This is a genomic window from Bacillus cereus group sp. MYBK227-1, assembly GCF_051916325.1.
Taxonomy (GTDB): Bacteria; Bacillota; Bacilli; order Bacillales; family Bacillaceae_G; genus Bacillus_A; species Bacillus_A cereus.
The window spans coordinates 22,975-42,654 of sequence record NZ_JBQAGK010000007.1 but is presented as its reverse complement, the minus strand read 5'-3'; the positions used below and the strand labels follow the sequence as shown (position 1 = coordinate 42,654).

Below are 19,680 nucleotides of genomic sequence, written 5' to 3'. Positions count from 1 at the left end.
TATAATTGGAGGTGAATAAAATGGGATACTTGCTTTCAGGAATGTCTCCAAAAAATGGAGATCAAAAATTAACAACAACTGAACTAAAAGAAGCTAAACAAAGTAATTAAGAACAAGGCGAAATCTCCTTTTTGAGGAAGTTTCGCCTTGTCTATTATCCACTCATGTTAGGAGGAAGAATTTAATGCAAAAAAATTGGGAGAGAGAATATAACATTAATGACGCGCTCTATAAAGGAACTGAAGTTTGTAAAGAACTAGATATAACAATAAATTATCAGAATATAGGAAACCACCTTCAAACAGAATATGCTGAATTATTCGATTCCCAAGGGAAAAAGCTAACATCCGGAGTTGGAAAAGGAGGCGGACTCACCAGTAAAGTCGGTGCTTTATTTGAAGCCTTGGAACATTATTTAACAGAGTATAAGATTAAGTATTCTAAGCAAAAATTATTTTCACTTGAAGAAATCCCCAATATAAAATGTTGTGATAGCGAAAAAGTTATTCAATTACTATATTCTGATTCTGATAGAGAAAAATTAATCCCATGTCAAAAGTATATAAGCCTGCAAAAAACTTCTAACGAGTTATGGTACCCGACATTTATTACGAATCCATTTTACGCAGATAAACCAAAATATCTTGATAAAGAGATAAATTATAGTAAATTAAAACGTTATAGCAGTAATAGTGGAACTGCTATTGGTTGTAGCTTAAACGAAGCAATCATTCATGCTAGTAATGAAGTTATTGAACGTGATGCTTTATCTTTATTTTTATTAAAATATTATTATTATCGTAATAATGATACCTTAAAGATAATTAAACGTGACACTCTATCAATAGACGTAAAAGATTTTTTAAGAAATGCTGAAAGGGAACTTGGTCAAAAAATTTCTCTAGTTAATCTAACGACCGAATTAGATATTCCTGTTATCCTTGCAATACTAGAACACAATAAATTCGGAATCCCTATTTATGGTAGTGGCGCTTCATTATATCGAGACTACGCAGTAAAAAGAGCTATTTCTGAACTTGTTCAAAGTTATCATATGATACAAACATACCAAATTGCACATAAAGAAATAATTAAAAATATTAATTGCCTAAAGGGTTTTCCAAATCAGTACGTATGTGCTGAATTTAATACAACCACTCTATTAAACGCATTCGAGATAGAACATGTTGACTTTCAAACAATATCTAATTACTCCTTAGAAAATCTTGACATGTATTTAGAGTATCTTACTCAACTTTTAAATAAACATAATTTTGATATATATTATTCAATATGTCAAAAGTTTACTAATGGGGTTCATCTAGTAAATGTTATTATACCTAATACAGAGAGATTCTTTAATGTATTGTTTGGACAAATTGTTTTCCCTTCAGATAGAGGAAAAACAATTAATACCATTAACAACAAGCCAGTACTAGATTATAGTACTCGTTTTAACCACGAACTAGTTATATTAGATGAGTTTAAAAGTAATGAAAAGGTACCACACTGCTATTCTACAAATGTATATATAGAACCTTACTTTTCGAGAGAAAACCTCTTTATATTACAAACTTCAAATCATATATTTTGTGGCAGAAAATATGCTAAAGCCGTTGATTTTGAATCTAATACGGTAAACATAAGTCCTGAAATTTATCCAAATATGATTTTAGGACACTTTCAAACGTTTCAGGTAAATGATAATGAAGTATATCTATATTACACACCTTGTACACAAAACGAAATAGAAAACGTATTTTTAACATTGCAACATGATGAAAAAGCAGATATATTATTTCCATTTTCTCCTTTGAACGACGATTTTCAAGAACACTTAATAACTGCTGAAACTTGGGATTCATTAGACGATAAACAATTGGAAAGCCTTGATGCTAATGAAAATCATTTTAGAGATATAACTGTTCAGTATTTACATACTCAGGAAACTTGTAACAAGGTATTTTATGATCCAGCTTGCTCTACCGGAGCATTTCTAGCACATTTGAAGGCAAATTTCCCTTATGCAAAATATATCGGCTCTGATCAATCTAAAAGAATGGCTGATATTGCAAATAAAAAAATAGACTTTGTATTTCAGGCAGAAGCATCTAGCCCCACTCCAAGTAATTTAAAAGTAGACTATCTATTTTTCCGATTCTTAAATATGGAAGTAGTGACAACTACACAAGCGTATAATCTATTTGAACATCTTATTCAGTTATTAAATTGGGATGGAAAAATTATTATATTTGGCTATACCCCAGTAAGAATAAATATTCAGTATGTTGCTGATAAATATGGTTTGCAAATCCAACGATCTGTAAGTGTCTACAAAGGAAATGTTTATCAATATTATATTTTACAAAAAAAAATATCTTAAATTTAAAATTTTGAGATACAAGTATTATATACTTGTACAGATTGCTCTTTGAAAACTGAAGATATGAGGTTGGTTGCAGAAAAACGTTGCAACCGTAAAATCTTCAACGTTCTTTCGACCCACGTTTGCTGAAGTTGCGAAAACCAAGCTAAAGTAGCAAGCGTGGTGAGTAGTTCAATTCTAGTCACATAGCTTAATTTCATTTTTTTGCAAAAAACACATGCAATCAAGTAGAAAATTCTCATTTCCTTAAATCAACTAGTTCATGCCATTAGAAAAAATAGTAATTTAACATAGATATTTTAATTAAAAAAACTGTAGAAACACTACAGTTTTTTTAATTTTTGTTCATGTAATTTTAGTTTAAACGTATTTTTATATGTTAAAAGCAATTATTTTTTTGTAATATGGTAACTTATATTTACAGAATCCGCATTTGAATCATCACCCGTAAAGGTAACATATCCAGTAGTATCTTTTATATGCCTTATGTCATTATCACCAAATGCTAGTGTATCATCTGGGTTTAATCCATAATCTTGTTCTGTTACATTGGCACTAAGTTTAATATCTGTTTTTCCATCAATTGGCTTAAAAGATCTAAATGTTTTACTAAACGCGTAAGGTTTATCTTGTGTATAATATTCTGATCGATATTTTTGAGCTTGCCACCACAGAAGAACTGGAGTAGTTTGCCCTTCGACTACTAAATTTATTTTGCCCTGAGGTTCAATTTCGCCAGATTCACCTGCATTTTTAAACTTTAGAGCCCCTTCTATAGAATACAATTCATTTCCAGCTACTTTAACAGGATTTAACCCTTCTTTTATAGCATAGATTTCAACATAGGTCGAAACAATAGGATGACTTTCAAGGACAATTTTCACAGATCCATTTTCATCTTGTTGGGTACTTATCTCCATTTCTTGACCATTTATAAATCCTTTATATGTCCACTCAATTGGTTTGTTTGCATTTAAGTGAATAGCAGTCATAAATGCAGAACTATAATCACCCTCACTACTAAATCGAGAATCTACTTTTACAAAGGAATGTGCTTCTTTAATATATTTTTCTGTTATTCCATCAACTTTTTTTTCTGATTTATCTACTCCGTTTTCTTGACTCACTATTTCATTTGAAATTTTTTCATAATTATTCATTGTTTGAGCTTGTAAAACATTAGGCGCTATAAATTGGCTAAGTACTACTGTTGTAGCTAAACATTTAGATATAGATTTTAAATTCATAAACTTTTTCTCCTTTTAATCATTAATAATAAATTCTATTTTTCAAATAACTATTAAGTTATTTAAAACCAAACTTACTCTGTCTGTACATTAATAAGCGTTAGTAGTGGTTATTATCCCTACAAAGGGTTTTTCTTAAATGCCTATATATATTAAATTTATCACCCTTTATTACCTTTATTACCTTTATTATAGATTATTAAAAAAAATGGTATATTTATATTTTGTTCAATAAATTTATAAATAAAGGCAAAATGAGGATACGAGTAATATACGAGAGAATTTATTTTTGCCTAATAGCAAAAATATTACTGTGAACATATAATAATTCTTGAGCTATAATTAAACTTCATCTTTGTTAGCGTAAATCCTATTATAAAATTCGTAACTTAATGGGCATATATCGCGAGGCCTATTAGTTTAAAAATTTATAGGTATCATAATAACCCAAATGTATTGAATGCTGTTCTTTTTGCAAATTATTAATTTATGTACTGCGATTTTAATTAAAAAGTACTAACTTTATTGTCATTTAAAACAATTATCTATTTTCATAACAATCTACAAATCTCTTTATAGATTAAAATTACTGTATATACTTAAGCTACCAGTTAACATCTACTAGATTGCCAATTTTAAAGTATTATCCGAAATTCACCTCCTTCCTCAAGCGTGTGAAGGGCGTAGCGCAACGATAGGTGAGAGATGAATTTCAGTTTGGCGGAGCCAAACGGCTTTGCGCTGAATGAATTGTACGTTAGTTCTGAGGATGAGAAAGTAGATAACCAACGTAAGCATTCCCTTCATCATGAGTCTAAAAAATTAGCTGTCCATTTTGATTTTGTAGCTATTGTAGACCTAAACATGAAAGGAATGTCGCAAGCACCTCATTTTAGAAAAAGTGTCGCTGATAATGGATGGGGTATGTTCACTTTTTTCTTAGCTTATAAACTAAACGACCAAGAAAAACAACTTATAAAAAATATGACATTGTCTGAACGAGTCAATTTTCGTATATGCGGTGTACATCTCGATAGAGATTATAACGCAGCTATCAATATCAAAAATGAAGCAATACGCCTATTAGCGCTAGGATAAATAGTAATAGAATAACTTTTGGAATAAAGAAATTAACTCAGCTGTCTTAGAACAAATTCGTTAGCTATCAAAAGTAATGATTAACCGAGAATCCCCCACTTCAAACAGTTCGTTAAGACGTTAAGTGGCGAGTAGTTTATTCATATAGTTAATCGAGAACTTAACGATACAGTTATTAATTCAAAAAAAGTATTCAAATTTGAATACTTTTTCTTTTAATAAATTACATATTTATTGAAAATTCATTAGGTTACCGTATTTAGGAATCTCGTATCTAATCATTGCTCTGTACCACTTTACATTCCTTGAGAAATGAGTTTTCTTGGCTAAAATAATTGATTTTTATTAACTCTAATTACATTATTTATTAATTCTCTTCCAGGAAAATCAGAAACGACAATCCCTGTATAATTAAAAGGTTTTTCTGCAATATAATTTGCTGTAAGAACATTTGTACCTTCAAATGGAATCGTGCATATCCCAATGAAACAATCTACTCTAGGGAAATCTGGATATGAATTTGACCAACCGGGGGTAGTTAAACCTGTAGCAAGTCTAGGGGACCCTGTTGAAGGACTACTATGCCCACTCGCAACAAAATACGGAAGTGCACCTCCACTACCACTTAAATAGTTTACAAATTTTTTTCTAGACATAGTTTGATGCGCTGTATTTGCCTGATTTAATTGATTTTTTACTTTTAACCATTTGTCATGTAAATCCCAGTTATTAGACAAATGGTGATCATCTTGGATAGTAAAGTCATGAGGATAATTTAAACCAATACTTGATCCCCCAACATTTAGAAGAATAACGATTTTCCCTCTCATTTCTCTTAAAGTAGGATCTGTATTTGTTCTATTTTTGCTATCAAAAAAATAACCTGGATATCTATCTATATATTCTTTAAGAGTTTGATTAAAGATATCATTAGAAACACTACTATGTTCCTGTTTGACACGCATAAATACAGTTTCACCAGGATGATTATCTAAAAATTGTGTTGTTATATTCAGCACATCACCAAACATACTATGTAAAAATATAGGACCATGATGTATAGCAAATGAACCATCTGTATATCGGCAGCGAATGTCGATATATCGAATTCCAGCATCTAACTGAGCATTCAGAGACATAGATTGTGTTTGAGCTATATCTCCACCATAACCAATTGACATTGTGTCATGCGTACCAGGAATAGATAAATCACTAAATCTAACATCATCATTAATCTTAGACATCCAATTAGGATTGGTATATCCTATTTCTTTATCGTGGGAATACCCATGATGTTCGTGAGCAGATGCCGTTGAGGAAAAAGATAAAACAGACATAATAGTAATTATACCACTGATAAATTTTTTCATAGTAAATACTCTCCTTTGATATGAGTTCATCAATTCGTACTGGGATAAAAATATTTTTTACTGTTATATAGAATAGATATATTTCAAATCATTAGAATACAATAAGTATTTATAAAAATATAAATCTTAGAGATATTTTTATAGTATACTTTGAATCTACATTTTTAAATTGAATAATACTATGCTGTAATATTGCTAATAGCAACGTAGTCCATCCATCAATATAGAGGGTAGAATTAATGGTTTTCCAATATTATTTTAAGAATAATGTCCCGCCGTTACTTCTCTTTTCTTCATCACATTTTTTGGTTAACATAGCAAATGTGTCGATCTAATAAAAAATCAAATCATTATAAACTCATAATAAATACCTTGATTAAAGTAATAACGATCTAATTCTCTCCTTATAAAATTAACAAAAAGCATCCCTTCCTTTTATGAGAAAAGATGCTTTTTGTTGTATTAAATGAGTAGGGAATGGAGTACTGTTCAAACAACACTGATAGCCTTCTGTAGATGATAAGCTAACTGTTTTCAGGATAACATACCATTTTATAAAAATCGTTACAAAGTCGTAACAATTTCAGATAGATCATTGATGTGTATTATCAGGATTAAACATATTTATGAGCTGTGCATGAATTTGTATCACTTTTACCTGTTGTTTACTCCAGTTTGAAGCACCTTTTTCTTCCTAGAAGAATATGTTGTGCTTCAGCTATCTTTTTCTAATGTGCGAAAGCATTTAGGATTTTTATATGTATATAGTTTATAGGATTACAATACTCCTTATGCCTATATCAACCCAACCAAAAGATACAGTTTTGAGTGATTCTTCTATTTTATTTTCAACTAAGATAGGTAAAAAATATTTACCAATTGGATTTCGTCTAACGTCAGCGCTTAAGATACTTCCCATTATTTCGCGATTCTTTACAAACTTCACAAGTCAGATTTTAGGTAGTTTCAATTGATCTCCTATTCTAGCAATATTTCAATTTATTATTTTGAAGACTTCACTATGACTTGGATCCCACCTTTAGCTTTATTATTATCATCATTTGAAATATAAAGTTTAAATGTTCCTTTTGGTAATGGTGATACAGCTGTTTGTACATTTGTAACAATAATTTTTTGTTCTCCAGGTTTTAAATAACCACCTATAATTGGTTCGTTATGAGGACCTTTAACACTGTATCCTAGTTTATGATTGCCATTATTTTTTATAAAAAAACTTAAATTAGTACCTTCATTATATATAAAAGAAGTACTAATTTCCCCAACATATTCAACCATTTGACTTAATAATAAATTCTTATCAATATATGGGTTTGTCTGTTGCTCAGTAATATTAATTGTATCCTTTGATGTATCTACTTCTGCTGCATAAACATTACTGCCCAATATTAATGTAGACACCATACCACAACAAAGTATTAATTGTTTAAATTTCATATTATCGCCTCCGCTAAATTTACTGTATTTCACTATTTTTTGAGAGGGTATTCACTATAATCATTAGTATCACTAAAAAATATATACTGATACAAAATGATGAAAATCTTAAACAAAAGATAAAACTATCCTATATGCTTTTTAGAAACAATTCATCTTACATGTCTCTAAACTTCACTATACCAACCAGGTGTTAACTAACATAATATTTGGTATATTAAAATATTATTCAACAAAAAACTGAAGTGAAATCACTTTAGTATTCCGTCCCCTTGTTATAGATATAGAAAAGTAAATTTAGAAAACAAATGAAATCACTATGCAGTTAATCTTAACAGAAACGCTCATAAAAATATTTACAAAAAAATTACAACTTAACTATGATATATGTACTGTTTATATTATTACTACTTAAAATTTTGCTCTTGTGTCAAGGAAATCAAAACTTCTCTTCCATTTCCATAAAAGTATATTGTACATTTCCATAACCAAATTATTCTAATTAAGATTCATATCTGTCTAATCCTGGAATATGCCCTATTTCATATTCGTATGCATCCATATATTCTAAATAACTTCCCTGATGTAATGAATCAGTGGATTGTACTTTTTCAACAGATACTGTATTTTCAAAATAAACTCTTTCAGTTGGAATTTCTTCACTTATAAGTGCTGTTGCAAGAACTCCATCACTTACAATCAGATATTTATGAGTCTCTTCAATTCATTACTCCAAAATAATGATCTGGATGAAAGTTTGTGATACAAGTATAAATGAATTTTTTATCATCGTCTAAATATTGAACTACTCACCACGCTTCCTACTTTAGCTTGGTTTTCGCAACTTCAGCAAACGTGGGTCGAAAGAACGTTGAAGATTTTACAGTTGCAACGTTTTTCTGCAACCAACCTCATATCTTCAGTTTTCAAAGAGCAATCTTTACAAGAATATGGTAGCAAACATGTTGGCTTATGCCAGCCGACATTCATCTCCCACCTAAAATTGGTGTTTCACACCTTCACACTTTTGAGGAAGGAGTCTTCTGTCGGAAAACGATAAAAAAACGCTATCCCTTTAACAAATGAATCTGCCAAAAGAATAACGTTTTACATATAAAAGAATTTTATTTATATGTTTTCTTATTAACAAAAGAATAAAAACCTTGTTAATTTTCTCTTGTTAATTTTTTTTGTATGAAACCATCTATATTTCCTTCTACTTTCGCAATAAATAAGTACGCACCCATTGCTAATAATGCAAGATCCAATTCAAATCCAGGGTTTTTTCCATCACCTAGTAAACCAGCAGATCCATTTACTTTTACAATTGCTCCAAATAAAATAAGTGCAAATAAAAGCCCGACATATCTTACACCTAAACCAATAATTAACAATACTCCACCAACCAATTCAATTGTCGCTACTCCATACGCAAGACTACCTGGTAACCCAATACTAGTAAACCATCCAGCTACGTTATCAATTCCTGATTGAAACTTTGCTAAACCATGTGCAAAGAAAGTTATCCCTAATACGATACGGATAACTAAATTGCCGATATATTGATTCATTTTGAATTCCTCCATATAGTTTTGTTATATAAAACTTTGTTCGACAAAACTATACATTATTTTATATTATTCGTCAATTCTTTTTTTGTGGTAGGACCTTTATACTTTGTTTTGTAAATCAATAAAAAAATTAAATAAGATTGGATATAGTATCTATGTCCCTATTTGTAGGAATTGTAGAAATATAAACTACCGAATAACAATTTACTTCAAGTGGGATAGTAGCTATAACAAAATCGACATCTTTAAATTTTTCGCTTTCAATATCTGTAACAAACGTATCTACAAAAATTAATTTATTTTGAAATATATTACTAAGGAAAGCTATTATGTATCGCTTCCAGGCATCTCCTTCTTCAGTGACAAGCAATACTTTTTTTTGCTGTGTATTGCAAAAGAGTTTAGTAGCTTCTATATGCATGGTTATTTGTGCAATATCTTCATCAGGCATACTCCTTAAGAATACATCTAAGTTTGTATGCTTCCCAATCCATTCCTCATATGTACTTTTAATTTTTTGAAAAGTATAAGAGTAGTTACTTTGTATGTATTTAGATGTTAACCCATTAGGATTTTCAATTTTTGATAAATATTGCATTTGATAAGAAATACGTTTGAGATAATCAATAATTAGAAAGATTAATTTATCATTATTAATGAGAGGTATTTTGAAAATACCTTCTAATGTAAGGATAAATTCCTGTATATGTTTGTATGTTATTGGATTTTCTTTCCTGAAAATATTAATACATTCATTTATGTGTTTTGCTGTATCTTTGTGAATGTATCTAGAACAATCCACTACAATAGTTAGAAATGCAAAGTCTTCTGTAGTTAAATCCAAATCGTATTTATTTAATAGTTTGACACATACTCCTGATATTTCACGATAAAACCCTGATTGTTTTATACGTTCTAACATATTACTGTCCATGTATATTTTTTTGTTTAATTTTTTTCTTCTTAAAAAAATCGACATTAAATATGAAAGTTTTTGTTTAGTAGTTATGTGGAATTGAATATTTAAAGATCCTTCTATAAGTTGAATCCACTCGCAGATAAATTCTTTAGAAAAATCATTAAATGGCCATTCATTAATAGAAAATGCTTGCTGATAAAGTTCATAATACATTAGAATAATTTGTGTTTCGTCACCTTTAATTTCCAATGGATTTCTTTGAAGAGATAATTTATATTTAATTAGATATTCATCAACCTGCTTTAAAACTGGATACACAGCAGATGTTGATAAATATAACGCATCCGCTAAGTGAGGAATGTATGCCACATTTTCTTCCATTATTATTTTAAATGTTTGAAAGAGATAAGAGTGTTTAAAACATAAAATGTCACTTTGAAAGGGTGAAGTATACAAATTTTTTTTCAAAATTACTCCTTTTCTCATTACAATTTTAATTTTCCATTCTTTAGGCAAAAAATCTTGTATAACAGCAATATCTCTTTTAATAGTTCTTATTGAGCAGTTTAAATATAGGGATAATTCTTTCATAGTAAAATACCTTTTTTCGCTATCAAGTTTACTTAATAACATGTTTTGACGATCGTTAATTATATTCATAACTTCTTGTAGTAATTAGAAATAATAACCTAATTACTTTCCTCCTCTCTATTACTTTTATTTTTAACTCAATCAAATACATGGTATAAGTGGTTACTAAGGTAAAATAAATTAATGCTACAATATAATAAAATGTATGAAAAAGGAAGAATATAGCTTATTGACTATTGTTACATAATTTATAAAAATGAATATCTTTTATGAAATTTAAAAAAGTCATAAAAATAAACATATTTTGAAAAAAATATAAGAAGATTTTAAAATAATATTTTATCGTTTTCCGACAGAAGACTCCTTCCTCAAAAGTGTGAAGGTGTGAAACACCAATTTTAGGTGGGAGTTGAATGTCGGTTGGCATAAGCCAACATGTTTGCTACCGTATACTTGTACAGATTGCTCTTTGAAAACTGAAGATATGAGGTTGGTTGCAGAAAAACGTTGCAACCGTAAAATCTTCAACGTTCTTTCGACCCACGTTTGCTGAAGTTGCGAAAACCAAGCTAAAGTATGAAGCATGGTGAGTAGTTCAACGTTTTTGTATAATTAATTATTACCGTCAGTTACATTCCCTTAAATAGGAATTTTTATGTACTTCTTTATAAAAATACAAGAAGCTTATCTATTATTTTTCTTTTATAAATAGATAAACTTCTTGTATTTTTTGTTAAGTACACAATTATAGATGGTTTCAATGTGTAGAATCTATCACTTTATATAGGGGGATGATATCCTCTATACACTATTTGAGTTAATATTTTCTTCAAATAATAACTCAACAAACTATCTAATTCTAACTTAATTTAATCATCTTTTAATAGCCCAGCATCTTCCATACGCTAAAACTAGTAAAAAACATTAATTATTCATTAACCTAAATGTAACTTAAGGTATTAACAATTATAATCCTTCTATAAAATAAAATCGTTACAAAAAAGTAACGATTTTATTTCGAATCTCGAGTTAATATTAAATTTTATTTTTGTTTTTTATTAAGATAATTCTTCACTCAATATTCATTTTAGATAGAATATGTTTGTCAATTGACCCAGGTTTATTGTTTACGGTACAGAAGAATATTGTAAACAAAATGTTGTTGAATTTCTATAGTTCTTTAACTAAAATAATTCTGAGTATCCGAGAAATAGCAAATGAAAATTTTACATATTTCACAAATCAAACTACTATAATTTAACAACTAAGATGTAATAATTATACGATTCAAACCATTTTTCAGCTTCAATTCCACTCCAATTTGAAGTAGAGAAATCTTAAATACCCTTTTTCGCAATTAATGTTTCACTCAGGAACCATACTGTAAAAATAAACATAAGGAGGACACGTTATGTTAAAAAGAAGCCTTTTTGCATTGAGCTTATTTAAATTTAATCATTCCATGGATACTTCTACCAAACTCAAGCGAATAATTTTAGAAGGAAAACTAATTGATCGGGAGGGTAATTATTTATTAATAAGAATTAGCATCCCCCAAAAAGTCCTTATATCAAATATTCATTTTCACTATGATTGGAATGAAATAGTTGTACACTCTAAAAATTCAGACGTTAAATTAGGCGATAAGGTAAGAGTAAATGGATATATACTTGAAAATCAAATTTCCCCGAGCATTGAAAATGCTACTGTTACAAGAATTGATACACTTTGAATATATATAAGGGGAGGCTATTCCGTTCTACAACTCAAGTAACATTTCATCTTCCTATACATGACTTTAAACAATTACCCTTTAGAGTCATAGATTGTCTAATTCTCCTGTCTCTTAAAATTTTCTAAAATTCAGGTATGTATATTGAATACCCTGACCTAGATTTTATTTCTTTGCTCAGTAATTTTTAGTATAAAATATATATTAAAGATAATATTATTTCTTAATCCTTAATTATGGACCTTTAGCTCAGCTGGTTAGAGCAGACGGCTCATAACCGTCCGGTCGTAGGTTCAAATCCTACAAGGTCCACTAAACTTCTTAATTTTAACCTGTATCTGCTAGACTGAAAAAATTTTATTTTTGATTCTATCTAAGATTCAACGAATTTAACGAAAGAATGCTCCTTCCTCAAGGGGAAAAAATAAAATAACCGAACGATAGGCGGGAGATAAATTTCAGTTTGGTTATGGTACAGTAAATAACTTTCTTTGAACTCCCCCCCATTTTCACTTCGTTTAGAACAAAGACTGTCCCATTTACGTAGGCTTAGATTTTTAAATTCTTTGTTTTGGTATCCATAACAGGAACATAAACAAGAACATAATTGTCTGGAAGCAAATGTTTTCGATACGACAATGACTCATTTTCCGAACCACTTCGCTTTATATTCCACATGGTTTGAAACTATAACCATGATACCTCATTAATTGCTTTTGCTAACTTATAATTCTTTAACATATTTGATACTTGCAAATCCTCTATACTAATAACATTGTAGTTTTTAATGATTCCAGTTGGGATTTTTCTCAAGTAAAATTTCTAGTATGCTCCATTTACTTATGAATTCTAGCTATCTTTACCCACTGTTTATTCTTTCTAGAATATCCTTTCATTCTTCTAGAAAGAACATGCTATGCTTTCTCCAACTTCTCTTCTAATACTAAAAACTTCGGATTTTTATAGATTGTTCCATATGTCAAACCTTTTCCCGCTTCTGTGTATGCATTATCTCATAAGGATAGGAAATGATTGATTAAGGTCACTTTTGCTTGATTTGGATAGATACCAAAATTATAGACTTTTTAATCATTATTTAATTTACCTAAATTTCATTATATGCTATTACGAATAGATTATTTGTTCGGTAGATAGTGAATTGATCATGACAAATTGTCTAGTAACACTTTATAAATGACAACAATTAAGATGACTTCATGCCATCCCTTGTTCGGAGCCAATCCATCTCCTACCTAATCAATGGGCTAAGACTCTTCGCACCCCTTGAAGAAGAAGTCTTCTTGGCTAAAATGATAAAAACAACAAAAAGACATCCGTTTCTCGGGAAGAAAGGATGCCTTTTTGTTGTTGTATTAATTCGTTATACCATTTTAATTGCTGTGCACATACCTATACACAAGACACAAAACAAGAATAGCATTAAAAATAAACTAAATTGCTATTTAAATATATCATAACATACGCTTCTCATAAAATCGTTACAAATACGTAACAATTTTATATTCCACTTTACATACAACCTTTTATAAGGATAATATTAGATTCTTAATTCAAAGGAAATGTACTAACTTGAGTCCACTCTACCAAGACCAATTTGTATAAGTTTTTAATGCAGTTACAATTCCATTGTTTTCAATAATACTTTTCAATATTATCATAAGTCTTGCTATTTTTTTCCCAGTTATTCTTATTACCCACTTTAACCCTATCATCCAAATTAAATTTTTGACCTTTTGTCAATTTAACTAGAACATCTTTTTTAATTCCGTTCTCCGAAGTATATTCAACTCTTACAAATTCATATTTTTTTAGTATAGATTCGGCATCATCAAATTCCTCCTCTTTGATTAGCTCCTTAACATAGCCTATTACGTAATCTTGGGTTTCTTCATGTTTAATATTATAACTCTTAATAAGAATTATCCCTAAAAGTATTAATGTCCCTAAAACGCCCAATATAATAAACTGTTTCATATCTAAACCCTCTTATGTTCTATTAATAAAATTATTTTCAATAATACCCTTTATATTATTACACGTCTTCAAAATTAAAATTAAAAACATGAACCTAATATTTTTTTCGTTTATTTTTCTTTATGCATTCATAAATTTTATCCATAATAATATTCCCTTTATTTTTCCAAATTAAATTAGCTTCTTCAAGAGTCACCAAACTTGTTAACTCCTTAATAACTTTTTCTTCAACCAGAAATGTAGCTATGGTTCCTGTTGATGATGAATATTTTCTAATTACTGAATTTAGAATACTATCAATTTTATCCACTTCCTCCGTTTCAACTTCTAATTTAACTTTAGGATTTTTATGTAATAATTTTTCCAATCTTGAATTAAGCATGTATTCTACATATCCAATTGGAGAAGAAATATCTGAACGAAATTGAATCTCTTCCATTATTTCTAATACTAATGCTTTATGTGCACTCCATTTCTTTAATACATTAGGAAATATTTTCTCTTTACATTGGTCCTCAAACTGTTTCAATTTTTGTTCAAATGAATTTGGAGACTGGTCTTCATCAAAATTCATTATATTTGATTTTTTCTTCTTTCGACTTCGAATTGTAAATTTAATTTTTTGCACTTTTCTTCCAAATTTTATTTCCTCAAATTCAAATAAAATATCGGTTTTTTCATTTAGCTCAACCTGGGCTGGAATTAACACCCTTTGTTTAAAATTCCCATATTTAACATATAAATCTATTGCATCTAAATAATATCTCAAATTTTCCAGACTAATAGTACGTTCTTTTATGTCTTCATACTGTTTTAGTAATTCATAAAGCCTTATAGCATATGTGCTTTTTAATTTAACTATATTTGCTAATTTATAACTTGTAAATTGACTACTTAATTCTAATAAAAATGGTTTTAACAAAGGATCAAAACGCATATCAATAATCCCTTTATTCTTATTATAAATTGCAGAAGAAAGCCATGATACTTGTATTACTTCCTCTCCTACACGTATTTCAATTACTTTTGATAATAATTCCTTTGTAATTTTACTTAACTCAGTATATTTGGTAGAGCCTTTTAGTCCAAGTAAATGGTGAAACTTTTTTATTGGAAATCTATATGTTTTAAAGTCTTTATCACTAGGTTCAATATTGCTAGCCAAACACAGTATTATTTTTTGTTCAACTAAATTTAATCGTGAATTAGCTTCAATTAACGTATTAGATTTAGAAACAATATTATTCTCTTTAATTTGAAGAATCTGAAGATGTTGACTTATGGACACCCTTTTATACGTCCTTTCCGATATTTATGATTAAATATAACATTTTTAATAAAAATACTTTAGCGAAAAAGTATTTTGTTACCTTTTTGTTATAGTTAGAACCACTTTCGTTATAGTATATGAACCATTTTTGTTATAGTTACAACCACTTTTGTTATAGTTAGAACCATTTTTGTTATAGTATATGAACCATTTTTGTTATAGTTACAACCACTTTTGTTATAGTTAGAACCATTTTTGTTATCTTTAAGTCTTGAAATTACTTATATATCAACATATTTCTAACTCTTAAAACATATAAAACATTTAAAACAATAATATGTAAAACATACAAAACAAATATTTTTTGTTTTGGTATATCCTTTTTATCATTTTCTAATAAATATGAAACACACATATTTAAGTAAAAAAAGAATTTCTGTAAGTGTAAGTCTAATTTCTTATATTAAGAAGAATACTAGAAAGTAGGGTGTAATCAATTTTATTAAAAAAACCATACAAATTTTGTATCTACCCGTATAAAAAGCAAAAATCTTAAACAAAACGTTTGATTATATTCGATCTGTGTTCAATTACTACCGAAATCATCAAAAATAATGAGGTAATTAATATGAGGATTTATGAATAGACAATTATTTAAAAATGGTAAAATCACAGGAATAATTAGTATAATCTTTAGGTCTCAATTACATAATGAATTAGAATTTAAAGTAAAATAAGACAAGAATCAGGTTGTTATATCAAAAGTATTTACACCTTGCTATAACCATATTCTGATTAGCAAAATAAATTCGTTAAAATCTTTACATTCGCAAGTGTAATAGCACTCAGTATAATAGATCCTAACATAGAATTAAATCTTAGAATCGAAATAAGGAGTAATTAAATATTAATATAAAAGCATACTTTTATATTAATAACATATATATGTGTTTATTATGAAATTTTTACACAATAAATATATTAAAACTCTCAAAAAACTTAATATCCTTTTATTAAGGATATTAAATATTTAATAGTTTTTCTGTTTTGCTTTATATAACTTTAGTTTAATATTTGATGATTTCAGTTGAAATTTTGTCCAAGTAATCTTTTCTAGCATTTGATATGTATTCATGAATTCTAGCTACATTTACTCGTTGTTTATTCCAACCAGAAGATCCTTTCATTCTTCTAGAAAGAACACGCTGGGCTTTCGCCAACGTATCTTCTAATGATCGGAAAAACTTAGGATTTTTATAGAGTGTTCCATCTGACAAAATAGCGAAATCTTTTAGTCCTACATCTATTCCAATGTAAGAATGGGCTTTCGGAAGTTCTTGTACTTCTGTTTCAACTAATAGTGACACAAAATATCTACCAGATGGATTCCTTTTAACTGTAGTATTTACAATACGTCCCTCTACTTCGCGACTTTTAGCAAATCGAACAAGACCTAGTTTCGGCAACTTTATTTTGTTTCCTACAACGGCAATATTTTCATTTGTTTGTTTTGTGGTATAAGATTGTATATTGTTCTTCTTAGATTTAAAGCGCGGGGCGCTGTTTTGTTTTCCCAGTTTCTTTGTATGCGTGATCCCATAGGGATAGGAAATGATTGAATACAAAGCGAGAACACCCAATTGTTTTGTTGATTAGAATTGCTTGTGCTTGATTTGGATAGATACGAAACTTATAGGTTTTATTAATCATTATTTGGTTCACCTCCATTTCGGTATATGACTACTATCTATCGAACAATTAAGATGGCTTCCTGCCATCCCTTGTTCGAAGCCACTTCATCTCCCACCTACTCACTAGGCTTTGGCCCTTCACGCTCCTTGAGGAAGGAGTCTTCTTGGCTAGAATGATAAATCATTATTGAATACATTTCTTCAGTATTTTACAACCAATACAAGAGGATAATTCAACAAGAACACAGAATTTTTATTACTTCATATAATTTTAATCGTTTTCCGGCAGAAGACTCCTTCCTCAAAAATGTGAAGGTGTGAAACACCAATTTTAGGTGGGAGATGAATGTCGGTTGGCATAAGCCAACATGTTTGCTACCATATACTTGTACAGATTGCTCTTTGAAAACTGAAGATATGAGGTTGGTTGCAGAAAAACGTTGCAACCGTAAAATCTTCAACGTTCTTTCGACCCACGTTTGCCGAAGTTGCGAAAACCAAGCTAAAGTAGCAAGCGTGGTGAGTCAACGTACAAGATACTTTTGTTTTCACCGTAGGAACTACGGGCAGAGCCTGCTAAGATAACCGGTGGATACATCGGTGTTCGCAGGAATCTCACACTTCAAACAGTCCTTTAGGACTTTAAATGGTGAGTAGTTCAATAATATATCAGTTCTTATTCTTTATAGGACTGATCCTATCAGAGGGAAAATAAAAAGCAAAGCCTCTTGGCTCTGCTAAACTGAAATTTATCTTCCACCTATCGTTGCGCTACGTCCTTCACACGCTTGAGGAAGGGGATGAATTTCGAGAAATACGTTAGAAATTAATTATACTAATTATTTACCTTTTGAACCTTTATATTCAAATTTGCCTGGTTATAAAAAATGAGTTTTTCCTCATTATACTTTTGTGTGCTATGGTTAAACTTTTCCACTTGAATTTCTATATCCTTATGTAATTTATTAATCTCTTCAACTTTTTCTTTAATTCTTTTTAAATTTGTATCTTTTGTTTTTAGTTTTTCATATAATTCTTTTTCAGCACCTAATAATTTCAAATACTTATCATTCATATTTTTAAAAGCTTTATATCGTGATTGATACAATTCTTTTACTTGCTGAGCTTGTTCTTGTAACACTTTATCTTTAAGCCTTTTTATATACATTGAGGTATTTTTAAATTCCGCTAAGCCGGCATCAATGATTTCCTCTTCTGTTTTTAAAATCTCTTTGCGATCATTGAGATTTTTAAAAACTTTATTTATTTTTTCTGTTACTAGTGTATTATCCTTTTTACCCTCTTTAAGAATTTGCTCATACATATTTTGATCTTGCATTTCAAAATTTTTTAGCTTTATCACATTATTCGCCAAATCTTTTTCCTGTTCTGCTGCGGCTTCGAACAATCTATATAAAGTGTCTTCTGTTTTTTCACTAGAACAACCACTTAACAAATTTAAAGACAATAGTCCAATTAATATTCTATTTTTATACTGCAAGCTTTCTTCCTCCATATACTAAATTCGATTATCGTGCCAAAAGTTTAATGGGAAATGATTTTCTTCTCGATAAACCTCAAATTCATAGCCCTTTTCTTGTAACCCTTTTATAATAACCGGTACCGCTGCAACTGATTGAGGATGAATATCATGCATTAAAATGACTTCTCGATTTTTTGTAGCATTAGAGATTACATTTTTTGCAATTTGTTCTACAGCAGTAGTAATAGATATTTTATTGTATTTCCAATCGAAAGAATCAATTGTCCAATCCCATACTTTAAAACCAGATGCTAAAACTTGATTACGCAATTCTTCATTCAGTCCTGGTTTTGATCCATACGGTGGTCGAGTTAATGTTGAAGTTCTTCCTATAATATTTTTGATTAATCTTTGACATTTTTCCATTTCACTTACATAATCACCATTTGTATATAATTTTTTGAAATTATGTGAAATACTATGCATAGCAATGTAATGACCATCTAAATATTCTTGTTTTACTAATTCAGGATATAATTTTATATTTGTTCCAACTAAAAAAAAAGTTGCTTTTATTTCAGTCTCTTTTAATATTTTCAATAATTCTGCCGTATGTTTTCCAGGGCCATCATCAAAAGTCAAATATGCAACTTTCCTTTCTGTTCCATTATAAAAGTTTGGGGCTATTTTTTTCATTTCAACATTTTTTTGCTCATTAGCTAACTTCACTATATGTTCTTGTTTTACTATTTCATAAGTTGGGGCTGTGATTGATTGAAATATAAAAAAAGATGTTGCAAGGCATACCATTAAAAATAGTACAAGTACTACATACTTTAATTCAAATTCATATTTCATATTAATAGATTCCT

At 29.2% G+C, this 19,680-nt stretch carries 11 protein-coding genes, 1 tRNA gene and 3 pseudogenes; 4 read left to right on the top strand and 11 right to left on the bottom strand.

The features are described 5' to 3' along the window. The first annotated feature begins 184 nt into the window (after positions 1-184). A complete protein-coding gene (locus ACTFRM_RS24505) occupies positions 185-2,383 on the top strand; it encodes a YcaO-like family protein (RefSeq protein WP_440043647.1) in 2,199 nt (732 codons plus the stop codon). Positions 2,384-2,775: 392 nt separating this feature from the next. Here the strand turns inward: ACTFRM_RS24505 and ACTFRM_RS24500 are convergent, their stop codons facing one another. After that, positions 2,776-3,633 carry a hypothetical protein gene (locus tag ACTFRM_RS24500; protein ID WP_440021209.1) on the bottom strand — a complete coding sequence of 286 codons (858 nt, stop codon included), beginning with the start codon at positions 3,631-3,633 and terminating at the stop codon, positions 2,776-2,778. Positions 3,634-4,389: 756 nt separating this feature from the next. Between ACTFRM_RS24500 and ACTFRM_RS24495 the strand changes: the two are divergent. Further along, positions 4,390-4,731: pseudogene (locus ACTFRM_RS24495) on the top strand (RNA-guided endonuclease TnpB family protein); the annotation flags it as partial. Positions 4,732-5,057: 326 nt separating this feature from the next. Here the strand turns inward: ACTFRM_RS24495 and ACTFRM_RS24490 are convergent. From ACTFRM_RS24490 to ACTFRM_RS24475, 4 genes are all read right to left on the bottom strand, one after another. After that, positions 5,058-6,101, bottom strand: coding sequence for a phosphatidylinositol-specific phospholipase C (locus ACTFRM_RS24490; RefSeq protein WP_440043646.1), 1,044 nt, complete (start codon positions 6,099-6,101; stop codon positions 5,058-5,060). A gap of 1,002 nt (positions 6,102-7,103) precedes the next feature. Beyond that, complete coding sequence (locus ACTFRM_RS24485) at positions 7,104-7,556, bottom strand: hypothetical protein (RefSeq protein ID WP_440039867.1); 453 nt, start codon at positions 7,554-7,556, stop codon at positions 7,104-7,106. 1,166 nt (positions 7,557-8,722) lie between these two features. Further along, on the bottom strand, positions 8,723-9,127 hold the full coding sequence (locus tag ACTFRM_RS24480; protein WP_440043645.1) for a DoxX family protein: 405 nt from the start codon (positions 9,125-9,127) through the stop codon (positions 8,723-8,725). Between the two features lie 130 nt (positions 9,128-9,257). Beyond that, positions 9,258-10,679, bottom strand: coding sequence for a BglG family transcription antiterminator (locus tag ACTFRM_RS24475; protein ID WP_440043644.1), 1,422 nt, complete (start codon positions 10,677-10,679; stop codon positions 9,258-9,260). A 1,369-nt stretch (positions 10,680-12,048) separates the two neighbouring features. Here ACTFRM_RS24475 and ACTFRM_RS24470 point away from each other — a divergent pair. Continuing rightward, positions 12,049-12,369, top strand: a complete 321-nt coding sequence (locus ACTFRM_RS24470) for a hypothetical protein (RefSeq protein ID WP_440043643.1) — start codon at positions 12,049-12,051, stop codon at positions 12,367-12,369. Positions 12,370-12,607: 238 nt separating this feature from the next. Then, a tRNA-Ile gene (locus tag ACTFRM_RS24465) sits at positions 12,608-12,681 on the top strand. 220 nt (positions 12,682-12,901) lie between these two features. Here the strand turns inward: ACTFRM_RS24465 and ACTFRM_RS24460 are convergent. The 6 genes and pseudogenes from ACTFRM_RS24460 to ACTFRM_RS24435 form a co-directional block, all read right to left on the bottom strand. Continuing rightward, positions 12,902-13,352 (bottom strand): annotated as a pseudogene (locus tag ACTFRM_RS24460) (transposase); the annotation flags it as partial. A gap of 670 nt (positions 13,353-14,022) precedes the next feature. Beyond that, positions 14,023-14,364, bottom strand: a complete 342-nt coding sequence (locus ACTFRM_RS24455; protein WP_440021215.1) for a hypothetical protein — start codon at positions 14,362-14,364, stop codon at positions 14,023-14,025. Between the two features lie 94 nt (positions 14,365-14,458). Then, a complete protein-coding gene (locus ACTFRM_RS24450) occupies positions 14,459-15,652 on the bottom strand; it encodes a replication initiation protein (RefSeq protein ID WP_440043642.1) in 1,194 nt (397 codons plus the stop codon). A 1,055-nt stretch (positions 15,653-16,707) separates the two neighbouring features. Then, positions 16,708-17,344: pseudogene (locus ACTFRM_RS24445) on the bottom strand (RNA-guided endonuclease TnpB family protein); the annotation flags it as partial. Positions 17,345-18,160: 816 nt separating this feature from the next. Further along, positions 18,161-18,826, bottom strand: a complete 666-nt coding sequence (locus ACTFRM_RS24440) for a YkyA family protein (RefSeq protein WP_001199628.1) — start codon at positions 18,824-18,826, stop codon at positions 18,161-18,163. Between the two features lie 18 nt (positions 18,827-18,844). After that, complete coding sequence (locus ACTFRM_RS24435) at positions 18,845-19,666, bottom strand: peptidoglycan-N-acetylglucosamine deacetylase (RefSeq protein ID WP_440021218.1); 822 nt, start codon at positions 19,664-19,666, stop codon at positions 18,845-18,847. Positions 19,667-19,680: the final 14 nt, after the last annotated feature.